Below are 16,820 nucleotides of genomic sequence, written 5' to 3'. Positions count from 1 at the left end.
TTGCACGGTGATGCAAACAACCACCGCCCGCGACGCTAACCCACCCTACGAATTACTGCGCCTCAGGCATCACCAACCGACCCACAGGTTCAACACATAACTGGGACAGAGCCAAAAAAAGCCCCGGCATTACCCTGGGGTAACTGCCAGGGGCAAGTTGTTTCTACCGTGCTGATGCGCTGCAGTAAGGCTCGGCGGCGGAGCCCACTCTGCGACTAAGCCTTGCTGCAGTGCTGACAGATTAGGTGGGATGGGCCGTGGCGACTATTGCTCGCAAGAGGTACACCGGCGGACGCTGGGCATACCTCTTGCGTTTGGCGCAGGCCATTGGCGGCAATCAGGGCTGGCGTAAATCGATGGCGGTGTCGCCTTGGCCGTCGAACAACTGGCCCGGTGCGCGCGGCAAGGCGTTGGGGATTTTATCCGCGCCTTGGTCGCCGAGAATGCGGATGTCGCTGTACTTCTTGCCAGAAATGGCAGCCATGCCGGCGCTGTCGCGAACGATAGTCGGCCGTAGGAACACCATCAGATTACGTTTGGTGTGCACATCTTTGCTGGAGCGAAACAACGCGCCGAGCCAAGGAATATCGCCCAGCAATGGCACCTTGGATTCGCTCTGGGTGACGTCGTCCTGAATCAAACCGCCGAGCACAATGATCTGCCCATCGTCGGCCTGCACCGTGCTTTTGATTGAGCGTTTGTTGGTGATCAGATCGCTGGCGCCGGAGGCGGTGGTGGTGACTGGGGCGAGGGAGGAGATCTCCTGGTCGATCTCCAGACGCAAGGTGGCCCCATCATTGATATGCGGGGTGACCTTAAGTTTGACCCCGACATCCTGCCGCTCGATGGTGGTGAAAGGATTGCCGGCGCCGGCCGCATCGGTGGTGTAGGAGCCGGTTTGAAAGGGCACGTTTTGCCCGACCAGAATCTCGGCTTTCTGGTTATCCAGGGTCAGCAAGCTCGGGGTGGACAGCAGGTTAATGTTGCTGTTGGCCGACAGGGCGGTGATCAGCACACCAAAATCACTGCCACCTAAACCGACAATGGCACCATCGGGCAGGCTGGTCGGCAGTTTCTTGTCCTTGAGGGCCGTCAGCGCCGTGCCAATCGAGATGCCGGCATTGTTGAAGTTGCTGCCGCCGATGGCGCTACCGCCGCTGCCATCGCGGGTGTCGACCGCCCACTGCACACCGACGGCCTGACTGATGTCGCCGGAAATCTCGACGATGGCCGCTTCCACCATTACCTGGGCGCGGGGCACATCCAGCTGGCGGACGATCTCCTCCAGGGTGGTGACGATTTCCGGTTCGGCGTAAAGCACCAAGGCATTCAGGCTTTCATCGGCGCGAATCAGGATGTCTTGCGGCTTGCTGCCCGCCGTGTCGCTGCCCGGGGTTTTCAGCCCTTCGGAGATTTTGCCGAGGGTTTCCGCCAGGGTTTTTGCATCGTTATGGCGCAGGCGAATCACCCGGGTATTGGCCGACCGGGCGGTGGGAGTGTCCATCAATTGCGCCATGGCCACCAGTTTGGCCCGCGCTGCCGGTGGGCCAAGCAGAATCAGCCGGTTGGTGCGCGCATCGGCAATCACCTGGCTGCTGCCGGTGCCTTTGGCTTGGCCGCGAAGCATGGCGTTGTTGAGCATTTCGGCGGCGTCCATGACCCAGGCGTGCTGCAGATTCACCACGCTGTAATCATTGCTGCTCTTTTGGTCGAGCTGCTTCACCAGGGTTTCGATTCGGTCGATATTGCCGCTGCGGTCGCTGATGATCAGCGCATTGGCCGAGGTGACTGCGGCTAGGTGGCCGTATTGCGGCACCAGTGGGCGGATCAGCGGGATCAACTCGGCCACCGAACCTTGCTGTACCTGAATCACCCGGGTTTCCAGTTTGTCGGGTGAGGCTTGGCCATTATTGGCTTCGGCTTTGGCCTCGGCATTGGGGATTATTCGCGACTGACCGCCTTCGGTGACCACGCTAAAACCGTGGGTGGCCATTACCGAGAGAAACAGCGCATAGACCTCAGACAGGCTCAGGGCCGTTTTCGACAAAACCGTGACCTGGCCTTTAACTCGGGGGTCGACGACAAAAGTCTCGCCGGTGATCTCGGCCACCTGATCGGTAAACTCGCGGATGTCGGCTTCTTTTAAATTGATGGTCCAGCGTTCTTCTTGTTGCGTGCTGCTGGGGGCCACGGCGGTGATTTCCGCCATCAGCGGCAGCGGCACTAACAGCAAACCGGCGGTCAAAAAGGCAAAGCGCAAGCGAGACGGGAGGGTAGGCATAAACTCAGTCATTTTCCGTAGGCTGTTCGGTGGGGGCGTCGACCGGTGTCTCCACCGCCTGCATCTGTTGTTGCAACGCTTGCATGCGCTCACGCAGCTGGTTGCCGCTTTCTTCTTCGAGTTGTTGCAGTTGTTCAAGGTTGTTGTCGGCCGCAGGTTCTGTTTGATTTTGGCTGCTGGCCAGCGCTGAGCGCTGCTTAAACGCCAGGGTTTCCAGGCGTCCGTTGCGTTTGAGTTCGACCCGGTCGCGATAGACCGCGTGCAACACGACACCTTCACTGAGTTGACTGCCGATCAGGTAGCGTTTGGCCTTGCTGCCTTCCAGCGCAATGATGGCGCTGGAGCGGGCGGGATCGGCATGTACAAAGCTGCCCAGCAGGGTCAGGCGCAGATTGGTGTTTGGGGCGGCGGCGCTTTCGAGGGGCGCGGCGCTGCCAAATAGCGGCAACAGTGAGACTTGCGCAGGGCCGGCGGCTGACTGATTTTGGCTGCTGACAGCGGCGGCGGGGGCTTGCAACAGGCGCCGCCAGCCAAGGCTTTGCCAGGCCAGACTGGCGCTCATAAGCACAATGATCAGTACGGCGAGAAGACTGGGAACACGAGGTAGAAGCCAACGTTGGACGCCGAGAAAAGGCAATTGAATGCTCCGCTAGGTTATTTTTATTAGGCTAAAGGGCGGCCAGATCATAGCAGCAAGGCACCGGCGGGCGGCAAGCCTTGGCGGCAAAGTTTGTCGATTAGCCCGCGGATAGCCGCTTCAGCCCAGGTGTTAGCGTCGTAATCCAGCCACTAAGGCCTAAGCCAGGGTGCCAATCTTGGCCAATTCCTGTTGCAGTTGTTGCGGTGTGAATTGCTCGCGAGGCAAATCGATAAATACCTGCAGCCGCCGCTGGATCTGCGCCAGGGTGTGGGCGAAGGCGGCGCTGATTTGCCTGGCGTCGCCGCTTACCTCCGAGGGATCCTCCAGCCCCCAATGCAGCCGCGTGGCGTTGCCGAAATAGGTCGGACATTCTTGTTTAGCGGCATTGCCGCAGACGCTGATAACGAAGTCCGGGGCCAGCTCGCGGTGTGCATCGCAGGCTTTGCTGGCCAAACCCTGGGTATCGATGCCGGCGTTAGCCAGCACCTGCAGGCTCAAGGGATTGACCACGCCACTGGGCTGGCTGCCGGCGCTGTAAGCGCGCATGCCGGGTGGCGCCAGATGATTAAACATCGCCTCGCTGAGGATGCTACGGCAGCTGTTGGCGGTGCACAGAAATAGAACTTTCATGGCTGAGTCTCACAAGGCAGTGGCGCAGAGCGTTGAATAGTTATTAGCAGCAGGCTGCAGGCTGACCTGCGCCAGGCGACTGGTCGTAGGGCAGCACCGAACCGCAGCCTTGGAAAATCCCAAAGTGCTGGCTGAAGTCACCAATAAACGTGAAATATGGCGCAAAGCGGCTGCCGTGCAGCATGCGCCAAGTGTTGCCGCACACTGGAAATACCCGGCCGGTTTCGATGTGGTGATGCTTGTCGAGGACAAAACGGTGTTCGGCATTGGCAATGCCGCCGTTATAGATCACCGCCTGGCCGTGGTCTTCGCAGGCCGGCTCCAGGTCGTCGAGCTTGAATAGCCGGTAGGTGGCCGAATAGAAGCGGGCGTTGCCCAGTTTGGCGGCGATCCGCGGGTCGCTGATGCTGATCGGCAGGTCTTCCACCAGGCGCGGGTCGGCAAAGCCGTGGCGTTTGGCCAGGTTGTGAAAGTCGTTCCAATACAGCGCGCCGCCCAGGCATTCGCCGTATAGCACTTCGTCTTCGCGCAGTGCGGCCGGCAGGCGGCGGTCGGCGTAGACGTCGGAGAAGTACAGCTCGCCGCCTTTTTTCAGCAGTCGATAGGCCTCACGCAGCACGCTGTCTTTGTCTGGTGACAGATTAATCACGCAGTTGGAAATGATCACATCGAAGCTTTCATCGGCAAAACCCAGGGCATCCAGGTTTTCGATATAACCCTGATGGAACTCGACATTGGCATAGCCAAATTGCTCGGCGTGGTAAGCCAGATAGGCGCGGGCCACCTCCAGTTGCTCGACGGTCATATCGACCCCGACCACCCGGCCTTTGGCACCGACCAATTGCGCCAACAAGTAGCAGTCGCGCCCCGAGCCGCTGCCTAAATCCAGCACCCGCGCGCCCTCAAGCAGTGCTGGGGCCACCAGGCCGCAGCCGTAATAACGGGCGCTGACTTGCTCATGCACCTTGCTCAGCAGGGGCTTGAGCCATTGCGGCATGTTGGAGGCGTCGCAGCAGGCGCTGGTTTTCAGGTCGTCGCTGTGCTGGAGGATTTTGCCGTAGTAGTTCTGCACGGATTCAAGCATGGGGCGCCTCACTTAAAAAACTTGGACAGGTTGCGATTGGGACAAGATTAGATGTTGCCATGGCGGCGCATAAAGCTTTGATCAAGGTGATCTTTCCAGCGGCCAAGCAACTGGCCCTCAAAGGTTAACCCGGCCCAACTGGCCAGCGCGCCGCCATCGCCGGTGGCCAATAGGGCCAGAGCGCGGCGCTGCGGCTGGTAAGTGCGCAGCGCGCGTTGTTCGCTCAGCGCCGCCAGGTTATGGGCTAACACCGGCCCTTGGCGCACGGCATAGACGCCATTGTGCGGCGTATGGGCGAGGCTTGCGCAGTCGCCGACCGCGAATACAGTGGGATGGGAGCTGCTTTGCAGGCTGGCCGTGATGCTGACAAAACCTTGGTTGTCGCAGGCTAAACCGCAGGCTTGCAGCCAGGGCAGGGCGCTGGCACCACTGGCAATGACCGCCCGATTGCCGCGCCACACCACTCGGGCAGCACTCAGCAGGTGTTGCCCCTGCGCCTCATCGACGCGGCAGTGCTCCTGCACCACGACTTGAGCTTTGCCCAAATAGGCCAAGGCGCGTTTGCGCAAGGCCGGCGGATGGCCGTCGAGGAGGTTGCCGGCAGTCAGCAAAGATAGCGCCGGCAATTGCGGCGCCAAGGCCAGTGCCAACTCCACCCCAGCGGCGCCACCACCGAGAATCGCCAGTGGCTGGGGCTGCTGTTGCCAGCGCTGCCAACGGGCAATAAAAGCGCTGAAGGGTTTCACCGGCAGCAGTTCCAGACCGCTGCCGTACTGCGTGGGCGCCAAGGGCTGCGAGCCAAGATTGAGCGACAAGTAGCGATACTGCAGTTGCCGGCCATCGCTCACTTGCAGTTGCTGGGCTGCTGGTTCGAGCCCGCAGGCCTGACCCAGCAGCAGCTCAACCCCGGCCGCGGTGCAGAGTTCGGTCAAGCCAATGCGGCATTGCTCCAGGGCATAACGCCCGCGCAGTAGCCCCGGCAACATGCCGGAATACCAGGCATGGGCATCGGCACTCAGTAGGCCAATGTGCCCGGCGGGGCGAGTCTTCGGGTTAACGGCCCACTGACGCAACACACCCAAGTGCGCGTGACCGGCGCCGGCCAGCAGCAGGTCGAAATGCTCACCCATGGGCTGTGGGCTCAACGCAGCCGCCACAGATGCAACCGGCGCACCCAGCGCAGCAGCCCTTGCGGGGCATGGGCGCGTTTCCAGTTGCCGGCGGCGTATTTATTCGCCTCGGCCAGGGTTGGGTAGGTGTGGATGGTGCCGAGTAGTTTGTTCATGCCCAGGTTGTGCTTCATCGCCAGTACGTATTCGGTCAGCAAGTCGGCGGCGTGCTCGCCGACTATGCAGGCGCCGAGGATCTGGTCTTTACCCGGCACGGTCAGCACTTTGACAAAGCCATGGGCGGCCTCGTCGGCGATGGCCCGGTCGAGATCATCAATGCCGTAGCAGGTCACTTCATAGGCAATGTTCTGCGCTTGGGCGTCTTGCTCGTTGAGGCCGACGCGGGCGACTTCCGGGTCGGTAAAAGTCGCCCAGGGAATGACCCGGTAATCGACCTTGAAGCGTTTGAAGTCGCCAAACAGCGCATTGACCGCCGCGTACCAGGCCTGATGGGCCGCCACATGGGTGAACTGATAGGGCCCGGTGACATCGCCGCAGGCATAAATATTCGGGAAGCGGGTGGCCAGATACTGGTCGGTTTCCAGCGTGCCATTGGCCCGCAGCTTGAGGTCGAGGTTTTCCAGGCCCAGGCCGCTGGTGTTGGCGACGCGGCCCAGCGCCAGCAGCAGTTGATCAAATACCAGGCACACTTCAGCGTCATCGGCCAGGTTCAGACAGATCAGCCGCCGTTCGCCATCCACCACCTCAACCCGCAGGGCGCGGTGTTGCAGGCGCAGATCGACGCCATCGGCGCGTAGGCTGTCCATCACCAAGCTGCTGGCATCCAGGTCTTCGCGGATCAGTAGGCGCTCGGTCATCTCCACTTGGGTGACTTGGCAACCGAGGCGCTGGAAGGCCTGACTCAACTCACAACCGATAGGCCCGCCGCCGAGCACCAGCAAGCGTTCGGGGCGTTCGCGCAAGGCCCAGACGTTATCGGAGGTCAGCGGGGTAATTAGCTCCAATCCTGGAATATTCGGCACCAACGGGCGAGCACCACTGGCAATAATAATGGCGCGGCTGCGCAGGGTTTGGCCGTTCACTTCAACCGTCCAGGGTGAGGTGATTTGCGCGGCGCCGGCAATCACCTGCACGCCCAGCGCGGTGTAGCGCTCGGCCGAGTCATGGGGCTCGATAGTGCTGATGACCCGCTGCACCCGCTGCATCACCGCGGCGAAATCCACTTCTGTATGGACCGGCTGAAAACCAAGCTGCTCGGCTTTTTTCAGCTCATGGGCAAATTTGGCCGAGCGAATCAGCGCTTTTGAGGGCACGCAACCGGTGTTCAGGCAGTCGCCACCCAGTTGGTGTTTTTCAATCAGACTGACTTCGGCTTTGACTGCCGCAGCAATGTAGGCGCTGACCAAGCCGGCGCTGCCGCCGCCAATCACCAGCAGATTGCGGTCGAATTGCTGCGGTTTGTTCCAGCCTTGATAAACCCGACGGGCCTGCAAACGCTCCAGCAGCTTGCGCGCCAGCAGCGGAAACACTCCAAGCAGGGCAAAGGCGCCGAGCAGGCTGGGCGAGAGAATCCCGCTTAACGAATCCAGTTGGCCCAGTTCTCGCCCGGCATTCACATACACCAGGGTGCCCGGCAGCATGCCGATCTGGCTAACCCACCAAAATGTGCGCGCCGGCAGCTTGGTCAAGCCCATGGCCAGGTTGATCAAGAAAAACGGAAAGGCCGGCACCAGGCGCAGGGCAAACAGGTAAAACGCGCCGTCGCGTGCCAGCCCGGCTTCGATGCCGGCCAGGCGTTGGCCGAAACGTTGCTGCACCCAGTCCTGTAATAGAAAACGGCTGCTGAACATCGCCAGCACGGCGCCCAGGGTCGAGGCGAAGGAGACAATCAACAAACCCTGCCACAGACCGAACAGTGCGCCGGCCACCAGGGTCATCAAGCTGGCGCCGGGCAGTGACAGACCTGTAACCGCCACATACAGCGCAAAGAAGGCCGCCGCCGCCAGCAGCGGGTCGGCGACCACCTGGGCCTGCAATGCCGCTTGCTGGGCCTTGAGGCTTGCCAGTGTCAGGTATTGGCTGAGGTCGAAGGCAAAAAAGCCGGCGATCAGTAGCACGATGAGGCCCAGCAGCAGGCTTTTACGCAGAGTCATAGGGTGGTGCTTCCTGATTGAGTCGATGCAGTTTGGGGCGGCTGGATGCGGTTGGTTTATTCGTAGGGTGGGAAACGGCGGAGCCTTTCCCACCAAATCCGGTGATAGTGGTGCCCACGGCATCGGTGGCCAAGCAAAGGGTTGTCCACACATTTGTGGCCAAGCAAGCGTTGTCCACCCTACGCCAAGGCTCCCGAGCAACTGGAACCCTGGCCTGCGGTGCAGGCGTAGCAGTGGTCGCGGGTGATTATTGGGTTGCCGTCAATACTGCGCTTGAGCAAGTCGCTCAGGTGCGCACGGTCGCGGGCCAGCACATTGGGCGCGGCAAGCTCGAGGTTAAGTTCGAGCATCTGATTGAAGTCGCAGTCGTATAAATAGCCTTGCCAGTCGACGCTGACCAGCGAGCGGCACATCACGGTCTTGAGGTTCTCGGCGCGGTAACTGCTGCGCAGCAACTGCATGTAGTCGTTGAATTGGCCTTTGCTGACCAAGGTGCTGCCAAAACGCGCAATTGGCTGATTGGTGACGGTCAGTAAGTGGTTAAACAGAATGCCGAAATCCTCGAATAAATGGGTTTTGAAGTCGCTTTCCAGTGCCGCCTGGGGCGGTGGCAGGCTCGGCCCTTGGGGGTTGTAGACCAGGTTCAACACCAGTCCCGAACCCTCTACCCCATAACCCAGGGCATTGAGCTGGCGCAGCCCGGCAATGCTGGCCTCGAACACCCCGTCGCCGCGCTGACGATCCACCAGTTCGCGCGAATAGCAGGGCATCGAGGCGCTGATTTCAACCCCTTGCGTGGCCAAGAACTCGGCCAGATCCTCCTGGCCCGGCTCGCTTAAAATCGTCAGGTTGCAGCGATCAATCACCCGTATGCCTGCGCCGCGCGCATGCTCCACCAGCTCGCGAAAACGCGGGTGCAGCTCCGGCGCGCCACCGGTTAAGTCCAGGGTCTGTACCGTGTGGCTGTCGAGCACTTGCACGAGCTGCGCCAGGCTCTCATCGGTCATCGCCTCGGTGCGGGTGGGCCCGGCATTCACATGGCAATGCAGGCAGCGCTGGTTGCAGCGATAGGTCAGGTTGACCTGCAAGGCCTCCAATGCGCCACGGCGCAGGCTGGGGAAGTGCAAGGCATTCAGGAGCGGCAGGGTGGGGTGCATGGGTGGTTCTCCGGCAATCTGCCTATTGGATGCCAAACGGCGCGGGGCGTTACAACAGCCGGGCAAATTTAACTGAAAAGCCTAACAGCGCCAGTGATTTAGCTCGCTGCCGTGGTGCGGGCTATTCAATCCGGGGCTTTTCCTCTAGCGTGGGGTTTTTGCAGGCAGGCGTGAATTTACCATGAGCGATAACCCCAGCGATCATCCGGCCACGCGCCTGGCCCACAGCGGTCGCGCCGATAAGTCCTGCTATGGGCCGGTCAATGTGCCGGTAGTGCGCGCCTCAACCTTGCTGTTTGCCAACACCGCCGAGCTGAAAGCCGCCGCCGGCAGCCGCCGTACCTATGGCCGGCATGGCACGGCCACCACCCAGGCGCTGGAAGATGCGCTGTGCGCCATCGAAGGGGCGGCGGCGTGCATGCTCACTCCTTCGGGTTTGTCGGCGATTACCACGACTTTACTGAGCCTGCTAAAAGCCGGCGACCACCTGCTGATGACCGACAGTTGCTACCAGCCGACCCGCGACTTTTGCGATGGCTTGCTGGCGCGCATGGGCATTCACACCAGCTATTACGACCCGCTGCTGGGCGCCGGCATTCAGGCGCTGATGCAGGCCAATACCCGCGTGGTGTTTGCCGAATCTGCCGGTTCCCTGACCTTTGAGATGCAGGACTTACCGGCCTTGGCGGCCGTCGCCCATGAGCACGGCGCGCTGCTGGTGGCCGACTGCACCTGGGCCACACCCCTGGGTTGGCAGGTGTTTGAATTGGGGGTGGACGTGTCGGTGCACGCCGCAACCAAATACATAGTCGGGCATTCCGATGTACTGCTCGGGGCGATCATGTGTGGTCAGCCGCTGGCGGCGCGGTTACATCAGGGCCATCGCGATCTGGGTATGTCGATCAGCGCCGATGATGCTTATTTAGCGTTGCGCGGCCTGCGCACCTTGGCAGCACGCTTGACCGTGCACCAACAAAATGCCGCGCAAGTGGCGCAGTGGCTGAGTGCCAGGCCCGAAGTGGCGCAGGTGCTCTATCCGCCGTTACCCGGTACCGAGGGCCACGGGCTGTGGTTGCGCGATTGCAATCCGCGCTACGCCAACGGCCTGATGGGCCTGGTGTTTGCGCCGGGCATCAGCGCCGCGCAGGTCGATCGACTGATCGATGCCACTCGCTTGTTCGGTATCGGCTTTAGCTGGGGTGGTTATGAAAGCCTGATTATTCCGGTCAAACCCGCCAAGTTGCGCAGCGTGACCGCCGCGCGCTGGCAGGACAAAGTGATGGCCCGTCTGCATATTGGCCTGGAAGACCCGGCCGATTTGCTCGCCGATTTGCAACAGGCCTTCGCGGCCATGCATAGGGTCTAGCGGCGGTAGGGAGTAGGGAGTGGGCAACCACTCCGGCTTGATGGTGTTATTTGATTTTTGAGGTTGGTTTATGGGTTCGTTTCGCTCACTGGCTTGCGCCTTGGCGCTGCTGTCTACCGCCACTCTTGCCCCGGCGGCGGGCCTGGATAATGCCCAATGGGATGGCCTGTTGCAGCGCCATGTGCGGGTGCTGGACGGCGGCAATGCCACGCAGGTCGACTATGCCGGCATGTTGGCCGAACGGGCGCAGCTGCGTGAGTATTTGGCCGCCACTGCGGCGGTTAAGCCCAAGCTGTTCGCCAGTTGGTCGAAAGCCGATCAGCTGGCCTTGTTGATCAATGCCTACAACGCCTGGACAGTCGAATTGGTGCTCAGTGGCGACCCGCAGATCGACTCGATTAAAAACCTCGGTAGCCTGTTTCAGTCGCCCTGGAAGCAGCCATTTATCAATCTGCTGGGCAAGACCCGCAGCCTCGATGAGCTCGAGCATGAGCTGATTCGCGGTGAGCACGGCTATCAGGAACTGCGCGTCCATTTCGCCCTCAACTGCGCCAGCATTGGTTGCCCGGCGCTACGGGCCGAAGCTTACAGCGGTGCAAAGCTTGAGCAGCAGCTGAACGATGCCCAGCAGCATTTTTTGGCCGACCGTAGCCGCAATCGCTTAAGTGGCGACAGCTTGCAGGTGTCGAGCATCTTCAAATGGTATCGCGAGGACTTTGAACTCAATGGCCAAGGTCTGGCCGATTACCTGGCCGCCCAGGCCAACGCCTTGGGCCTGACTCAAACTCAGCGCCAGCAGCTGCTTGATGGGCAGATAGAAATCGAGTTTCTCGACTACGACTGGCGCTTGAACCGCACGCCATGAAGTCCAGACCATGAACATCAGCATCATCATCCCTGCGCTCAACGAGGCGGCCAACTTGCCGGCGTTATTGGCCCAGCTAGCGCCCCTGCGCGAGCGCGGCGCGCAACTGCTAGTGGCCGATGGCGGTAGCACCGACGGTTCCCCTGAACTGCTGGCCGATCTTGCCCAGTGGCTGCCGGCGCCCCGTGGCCGCGCCCGGCAAATGAACGCCGGCGCGGCGCAGGCAACGAGGGAGGTGCTGTGGTTTGTGCACGCCGATAGCCAGTTGCCGGAGCAGGCCGATGCGCTGATTAGCGCCGCTTTGGCTGGCGGTCAACATTGCTGGGGTCGCTTCGATCTGCGTATCAGTGGCCGGCCCTGGCTACTGAAGGTGGTGGCGCAGCTGATCAACTGGCGCTCCCGGCTGACCGGCATTGCCACCGGCGATCAGGGCATTTTTGTCTTGCGCAGTACCTTTGAATCCATGGGCGGTTTTGCCGATTTGCCGCTGATGGAAGATGTCGAGTTGACCGCGCGCCTGCGCCACATCAGTAAACCGGCCTGCATCCGCGAGCGCCTGACCACCTCGGGGCGGCGCTGGGAAACCCGTGGCCTGTGGCGGACTATTTTCCTCATGTGGCGGTTGCGCTGGGCCTACTGGCGCGGCGTGCCTATTGAGCAAATCGCCGAGGCCTATTTATGACGGCCGTACGGATGAAGGCGGTGCGGATCATCATTTTTGCCAAGGCGCCGCAGCCGGGCTTGGCCAAAACCCGCTTGATCCCGGCGCTAGGCGCTGCGGGCGCGGCGCAACTGGCGCGGCGCATGCTGGACACGACCCTGGCCAACGCCGTTGCCGCAGACATAGGCACCGTTGAGCTGTGCCTGACGCCGACGCCGCACGATCAGGCTTGGCAGGGTTTTGTTTGGCCGCCGGCGGTGCAACTCAGCGGGCAAGGCGAGGGCGATCTCGGTCAACGGCTGGCATCGGCCGCCAGTCGTGGTCTGCAGCAGGGCGAGCTGATTATGCTGATCGGCACCGATTGCCCAGCATTGACGCCGGCGTTGTTGCGCGCGGCGGCGGTCGCGCTGCAAACCCATGACGCGGTATTGCACGCCACCCATGACGGCGGCTACGCCTTGCTGGGCCTGCAACACGACAACCCACGGGTGTTTGCCGAGATCGCCTGGAGCACCGACAGCGTGGCCGCCAGCACCCGGGCGCGGATTGCCGAGCTGGGCTGGCGCCTGTTCGAGGGCGTGCGTTTGCACGATATCGATACCGGCACCGATCTGCAGTGGTTGCCAGCAGACTAGCGCGTGCCGAAGTGAAGGAACTCGCTGCCGGGCTATATTTATTGCTTGGGCGCAGTTGCCGGTCGAAATGATCCGGTTAGACTGCGCGCCTTAATCCAGCCATCATCTTTGCAGTCAGCATATTTTAGACATGGAGTATTTCGATGAGCAGTGCACCTGGTATTCATCCACTGGCTGGCACGCAGGTTTTGCCGCACATGCTGGTCAATCTGCCGGCGCTGGTTAGCGCCTACTACACCGGCCAGCCGGACCCCGCGATCAGCAGCCAGCGAGTGGCTTTTGGCACCTCGGGGCATCGCGGCTGCTCGTTTGATCTGAGTTTCAATGAGTGGCATGTGCTGGCCATCAGTCAGGCCATTTGCGAATACCGCCATATTCAGGGCATCAGCGGCCCGTTGTTTCTCGGCATCGATACCCATGCCTTGTCGACCCCGGCCAGTTGCAGCGCGCTGGAAGTGTTGGCGGCCAATGGCATCGAGGTGATGCTGGCGGCGGATGATGAGTACACGCCAACCCCGGCGATTTCCCATGCGATTCTCTGTTTTAACCGTGGTCGCACCAGCCGATTGGCCGATGGCATCGTCATTACGCCATCGCACAACCCGCCGGAAAGTGGCGGTTTCAAGTACAACCCCACTAATGGTGGCCCGGCCGACGCTGATATCACCCGCTGGATCGAAAATCGCGCCAACGAGTTGCTCGCCGACGGCCTGAATGGCGTCAAACGCATGGGCTACGCCCAGGCCCTGCGCGCGCCCACTACCCATCGCCGGCACGACTACCTGCACCATTACGTGCGCGACCTGAGCAATGTAATCGACATGCAGGCCATCGCCGACTCGGGCTTGCGTCTGGGCGTCGACCCACTGGGTGGTGCGGGTGTGCACTACTGGTCGGCGATTGCCGAGTACTACAAGCTCAATCTGGATGTGGTGAATAAGCAGGTCGATCCGACCTTCCGCTTTATGACCCTCGACTGGGACGGCCGGGTGCGCATGGACCCGTCTTCCAAGCACGCCATGCAAGGCCTGCTGGCACTGAAAGACCGCTATCAAGTGGCCTTTGCCTGCGACCCGGACCACGACCGCCACGGCATAGTCACGCCGAGCATGGGGCTGATGCAGCCGAATAATTACCTGGCAGTGAGCATCGATTACCTGTTCCAGAATCGCCCGCAGTGGCGCGCGGATGCGGCCATTGGCAAAACCGTGGTGAGCAGCGCCCTGATCGACCGCGTCGCGCGCAAGCTCAACCGCCGTTTGTATGAAGTGCCGGTAGGCTTTAAGTATTTCGCCCCAGGGCTGTTCGATGGCTCCCTGGGTTTCGGTGGCGAAGAAAGCGCCGGGGCGTCGTTCTTGCGCCGTGACGGCACGGTTTGGAGCACCGATAAAGATGGTCTTATTCCGGCCTTGCTGGCTGCCGAGATGACCGCTTGTACGGGGTGCGATCCGGCTGAGCGCTATCAGGCCTTGGTGCGCGAATTGGGCGAGCCACAGTCCACCCGCATCGATGCGGCCGCGACGCCTGCGCAGAAGAAACTGCTGAGCAAATTGTCGCCTGAGCAAGTGCATTCCACCGATTTGGCGGGCGAGAAAATCACCCAGATCCTCAGCCATGCACCGGGCAACAACGAAGCCATTGGCGGCTTGAAAGTGATGACCGAAAACGGCTGGTTCGCCGCAAGGCCGTCCGGCACCGAAGATATCTACAAGATCTACGCCGAAAGCTTTCTTGGCACCGAGCATCTGCAGCGTTTGGTGGCTGAGGCGCAGCAACTGGTCGATGCCGCCATCACGCCAAGCTAACAGGCTGTGTGAAAACTACTGCGCTCGGTTATGCGGTCTGCTAGGCAGTAGTTTTGTCATGTAAACCAGAGGCTCAGCTCCTTCAGGACTGAGCCTCTGTCGTTTTACCCCTCTTTAAAACTTCACTGCGAATCATGGGTCTTTACAGGATATGCGAATTTTCATATATTCGATTTCCCGTATATCTATGGCGCGCCGCTGATGACCGAAGTCCTAACGCCGGTAACCCTGTTCAAGGCCCTGGCCGATGAAACCCGTTTACGCATCGCCTTGCTGGTGACCCGCGAGCAGGAGTTGTGCGTGTGCGAGTTGACCTGCGCGCTGGACCTGAGCCAACCGAAAATCTCCCGCCATCTGGCGCAGCTGCGTAGCGCCGAAATTTTGGCCGACCGCCGTCAAGGCCAGTGGGTCTATTACCGCCTGCATCCGCAATTACCCGAGTGGGCGCACAACCTGCTGCACGGCACGCTGGCGGCCAATTTGCAGTGGCTGCAGGGCGATTCACTGCGCCTGCAAGACATGGGCGAGCGCCCGCAACGGCTGGTTAGCTGCTGTTAATCCGCTTGGCGTCCTCGATCCCCCAATTCAGGAGTAACCCTTATGCATGACGAACAGATGCCCAATCTGGCTGCCGAGCTGGTCGATTTGCCCAGTCTGGCAAAGCTTGCTGGCGCCGCGGATTTCAATCATCCACCGCGCATCCTGCTGCTCTATGGCTCGACTCGCGTGCACTCCTATAGCCGGTTGATGGTGCAGGAGGCGGCGCGTCTGTTGCAGCTGCTCGGCGCCGAGACGCGGATCTTCGATCCGTCCGGTTTGCCGCTGCCGGATGACGCGCCAGACACGCACCCCAAGGTGCAGGAGCTGCGCGAATTAATGCAGTGGTCGGAAGGTCAGGTCTGGTGCTCGCCGGAACGCCACGGTTCGATGAGCGCGGTGTTCAAGGCGCAGATCGACTGGGTGCCGCTGGCAATCGGCGCGGTACGGCCGACCCAGGGCAAAACCTTGGCGGTGATGCAGGTTTGTGGCGGCTCGCAGTCGTTCAATGTGGTCAATCAACTGCGGGTATTGGGCCGTTGGATGCGCATGTTCACCATCCCTAATCAGTCGTCGGTGCCCAAGGCTTTTCTGGAGTTCGATGCCAGTGGGCGGATGAAACCCTCATCTTTCTATGACCGGCTGGTGGACGTGATGGAGGAATTGGTCAAGTTCACCCTGCTGCTGCGCGAACGCCAGGACTATCTGGTCGACCGCTACTCGGAGCGCAAAGAGTCGGCCGAGGCCTTGTCCAAACGAGTCAATCAGCGCGCGCTGTAAATCGTTCTATTCAATCTGAGAGTGAGTTCATGGCTATAAAAGTCGGTATCAACGGTTTCGGTCGTATCGGTCGCTTGGCGCTGCGCGCTGCCTGGGGCTGGCCGGAATTTGAGTTTGTGCAGATCAACGACCCGGCCGGCGATGCGGCCACCCATGCGCACCTGCTGAATTTCGACTCGGTGCATGGCCGCTGGCAGCATGAAGCCAGCAGCGAAGGCGAGTGCATCGTGATCGATGGCCAGCGCATCACCGTCACGGCTAACAAGGCGATTAGCGATACCGACTGGTCCGGCTGCGACCTGGTGATCGAAGCCAGCGGCAAGATGAAGACCGTCGCCGTGCTGCAGGGCTATCTCGACCAAGGCGTCAAACGGGTGGTGGTGAGCGCACCGGTGAAGGAGGCGGGCGCGTTGAATGTGGTGATGGGCGTCAACCAGCAGCTGTTCGATCCGGCCTTGCATCGCATAGTGACCGCCGCGTCGTGCACCACGAACTGCCTGGCGCCGGTGGTTAAGGTGATTCATGAAAAGCTCGGCATTCGCCACGGCTCGATCACCACCATCCACGACCTGACCAACACCCAGAGTATTCTCGATCAGCCGCACAAAGACCTGCGCCGCGCCCGCGCATCTGGCATGAGTTTGATCCCCACCAGCACCGGCTCGGCCACGGCGATTGCCGAGATTTTTCCCGAACTCAAGGGCCGGCTGAATGGTCACGCGGTGCGCGTACCCCTGGCCAACGCCTCGCTGACCGACTGCGTGTTCGAGGTTGAGCGGGCGACTACGGCGGAAGAGGTTAATCAGTGGTTCAAGGAGGCGGCGGCGGGCGAGTTGGCCGGCATTCTGGGTTATGAGGAGCGGCCGCTGGTGTCGATCGATTACCGCACCGATCCGCGCTCCTCGATCATAGATGCGCTGTCGACCATGGTCATCAACGGCACCCAGGTGAAAATCTACGCCTGGTACGACAACGAGTGGGGCTACGCCAATCGCACCGTCGAGCTGGCGCGGCTGGTGGGTTTGGCGGGCTGATGTGCACTCCGTCGGTGGGTTACGCCGCTTCGCGGCTAACCCACCCTACGAAACTCGCGCCA

At 61.1% G+C, this 16,820-nt stretch carries 15 protein-coding genes; 8 read left to right on the top strand and 7 right to left on the bottom strand.

What is annotated here, in order from left to right:
- Positions 1-337 precede the first annotated feature (337 nt).
- From gspD to arsS, 7 genes are all read right to left on the bottom strand, one after another.
- Positions 338-2,281 (bottom strand): type II secretion system secretin GspD, encoded by a 1,944-nt coding sequence (gspD, locus tag Q8R10_RS16690; RefSeq protein WP_305654971.1) that lies wholly within the window; start codon positions 2,279-2,281, stop codon positions 338-340.
- 4 nt (positions 2,282-2,285) lie between these two features.
- Entirely contained in the window at positions 2,286-2,918 is a 633-nt protein-coding gene (locus Q8R10_RS16685) for a type II secretion system protein N (protein ID WP_371133362.1), read from the bottom strand.
- 159 nt (positions 2,919-3,077) lie between these two features.
- The gene (locus Q8R10_RS16680) at positions 3,078-3,551 is read right to left on the bottom strand and encodes an arsenate reductase ArsC (RefSeq protein WP_305654969.1); all 474 of its coding nucleotides are present in this window, start codon (positions 3,549-3,551) and stop codon (positions 3,078-3,080) included.
- Positions 3,552-3,594: 43 nt separating this feature from the next.
- Positions 3,595-4,635 (bottom strand): methyltransferase domain-containing protein, encoded by a 1,041-nt coding sequence (locus Q8R10_RS16675; protein ID WP_305654968.1) that lies wholly within the window; start codon positions 4,633-4,635, stop codon positions 3,595-3,597.
- A gap of 47 nt (positions 4,636-4,682) precedes the next feature.
- On the bottom strand, positions 4,683-5,765 hold the full coding sequence (locus Q8R10_RS16670; RefSeq protein ID WP_305654967.1) for an FAD-dependent oxidoreductase: 1,083 nt from the start codon (positions 5,763-5,765) through the stop codon (positions 4,683-4,685).
- An 11-nt stretch (positions 5,766-5,776) separates the two neighbouring features.
- Positions 5,777-7,918: an FAD-dependent oxidoreductase gene (locus tag Q8R10_RS16665; protein WP_305654966.1), complete on the bottom strand. Its 2,142-nt coding sequence runs from the start codon at positions 7,916-7,918 to the stop codon at positions 5,777-5,779.
- A gap of 179 nt (positions 7,919-8,097) precedes the next feature.
- Entirely contained in the window at positions 8,098-9,075 is a 978-nt protein-coding gene (gene arsS, locus Q8R10_RS16660; protein ID WP_305654965.1) for an arsenosugar biosynthesis radical SAM (seleno)protein ArsS, read from the bottom strand.
- A gap of 181 nt (positions 9,076-9,256) precedes the next feature.
- Between arsS and metC the strand changes: the two genes are divergently transcribed.
- The 8 genes from metC (at position 9,257) to Q8R10_RS16620 (ending at position 16,758) form a co-directional block, all read left to right on the top strand.
- Entirely contained in the window at positions 9,257-10,441 is a 1,185-nt protein-coding gene (gene metC / locus Q8R10_RS16655) for a cystathionine beta-lyase (RefSeq protein WP_305654964.1), read from the top strand.
- A gap of 70 nt (positions 10,442-10,511) precedes the next feature.
- The gene (locus Q8R10_RS16650; protein WP_305654963.1) at positions 10,512-11,306 is read left to right on the top strand and encodes a DUF547 domain-containing protein; all 795 of its coding nucleotides are present in this window, start codon (positions 10,512-10,514) and stop codon (positions 11,304-11,306) included.
- A gap of 10 nt (positions 11,307-11,316) precedes the next feature.
- Positions 11,317-11,988, top strand: coding sequence for a TIGR04283 family arsenosugar biosynthesis glycosyltransferase (locus Q8R10_RS16645; RefSeq protein WP_305654962.1), 672 nt, complete (start codon positions 11,317-11,319; stop codon positions 11,986-11,988).
- A complete protein-coding gene (locus tag Q8R10_RS16640; protein ID WP_305654961.1) occupies positions 11,985-12,602 on the top strand; it encodes a TIGR04282 family arsenosugar biosynthesis glycosyltransferase in 618 nt (205 codons plus the stop codon). The genes Q8R10_RS16645 and Q8R10_RS16640 overlap by 4 nt, the downstream gene beginning before the upstream one ends.
- Before the next feature lie 143 nt (positions 12,603-12,745).
- Positions 12,746-14,407, top strand: coding sequence for a phosphoglucomutase (alpha-D-glucose-1,6-bisphosphate-dependent) (gene pgm, locus Q8R10_RS16635; RefSeq protein ID WP_305654960.1), 1,662 nt, complete (start codon positions 12,746-12,748; stop codon positions 14,405-14,407).
- A 201-nt stretch (positions 14,408-14,608) separates the two neighbouring features.
- Positions 14,609-14,965 carry a metalloregulator ArsR/SmtB family transcription factor gene (locus tag Q8R10_RS16630; protein WP_305654959.1) on the top strand — a complete coding sequence of 119 codons (357 nt, stop codon included), beginning with the start codon at positions 14,609-14,611 and terminating at the stop codon, positions 14,963-14,965.
- A 42-nt stretch (positions 14,966-15,007) separates the two neighbouring features.
- Complete coding sequence (gene arsH / locus Q8R10_RS16625) at positions 15,008-15,724, top strand: arsenical resistance protein ArsH (RefSeq protein WP_305654958.1); 717 nt, start codon at positions 15,008-15,010, stop codon at positions 15,722-15,724.
- Between the two features lie 29 nt (positions 15,725-15,753).
- The gene (locus Q8R10_RS16620) at positions 15,754-16,758 is read left to right on the top strand and encodes an ArsJ-associated glyceraldehyde-3-phosphate dehydrogenase (RefSeq protein WP_305654957.1); all 1,005 of its coding nucleotides are present in this window, start codon (positions 15,754-15,756) and stop codon (positions 16,756-16,758) included.
- Positions 16,759-16,820: the final 62 nt, after the last annotated feature.

It is taken from the genome of Pseudomonas sp., assembly GCF_030698175.1.
GTDB lineage: Bacteria > Pseudomonadota > Gammaproteobacteria > Pseudomonadales > Pseudomonadaceae > Aquipseudomonas.
Note: the sequence above shows the minus strand (reverse complement) of the source record. Positions and strands in the feature narration are given on the sequence as shown.

Coding starts and splice junctions, on each gene's coding strand:
- gspD (WP_305654971.1), bottom strand. CDS start 2,281: ATGCCTACCCTCCCGTCTCGCTTGCGCTTTGCCTTTTTGACCGCCGGT.
- Q8R10_RS16680 (WP_305654969.1), bottom strand. CDS start 3,551: ATGAAAGTTCTATTTCTGTGCACCGCCAACAGCTGCCGTAGCATCCTC.
- Q8R10_RS16675 (WP_305654968.1), bottom strand. CDS start 4,635: ATGCTTGAATCCGTGCAGAACTACTACGGCAAAATCCTCCAGCACAGC.
- Q8R10_RS16670 (WP_305654967.1), bottom strand. CDS start 5,765: ATGGGTGAGCATTTCGACCTGCTGCTGGCCGGCGCCGGTCACGCGCAC.
- Q8R10_RS16665 (WP_305654966.1), bottom strand. CDS start 7,918: ATGACTCTGCGTAAAAGCCTGCTGCTGGGCCTCATCGTGCTACTGATC.
- arsS (WP_305654965.1), bottom strand. CDS start 9,075: ATGCACCCCACCCTGCCGCTCCTGAATGCCTTGCACTTCCCCAGCCTG.
- metC (WP_305654964.1), top strand. CDS start 9,257: ATGAGCGATAACCCCAGCGATCATCCGGCCACGCGCCTGGCCCACAGC.
- Q8R10_RS16650 (WP_305654963.1), top strand. CDS start 10,512: ATGGGTTCGTTTCGCTCACTGGCTTGCGCCTTGGCGCTGCTGTCTACC.
- Q8R10_RS16645 (WP_305654962.1), top strand. CDS start 11,317: ATGAACATCAGCATCATCATCCCTGCGCTCAACGAGGCGGCCAACTTG.
- Q8R10_RS16640 (WP_305654961.1), top strand. CDS start 11,985: ATGACGGCCGTACGGATGAAGGCGGTGCGGATCATCATTTTTGCCAAG.
- pgm (WP_305654960.1), top strand. CDS start 12,746: ATGAGCAGTGCACCTGGTATTCATCCACTGGCTGGCACGCAGGTTTTG.
- Q8R10_RS16630 (WP_305654959.1), top strand. CDS start 14,609: ATGACCGAAGTCCTAACGCCGGTAACCCTGTTCAAGGCCCTGGCCGAT.
- arsH (WP_305654958.1), top strand. CDS start 15,008: ATGCATGACGAACAGATGCCCAATCTGGCTGCCGAGCTGGTCGATTTG.
- Q8R10_RS16620 (WP_305654957.1), top strand. CDS start 15,754: ATGGCTATAAAAGTCGGTATCAACGGTTTCGGTCGTATCGGTCGCTTG.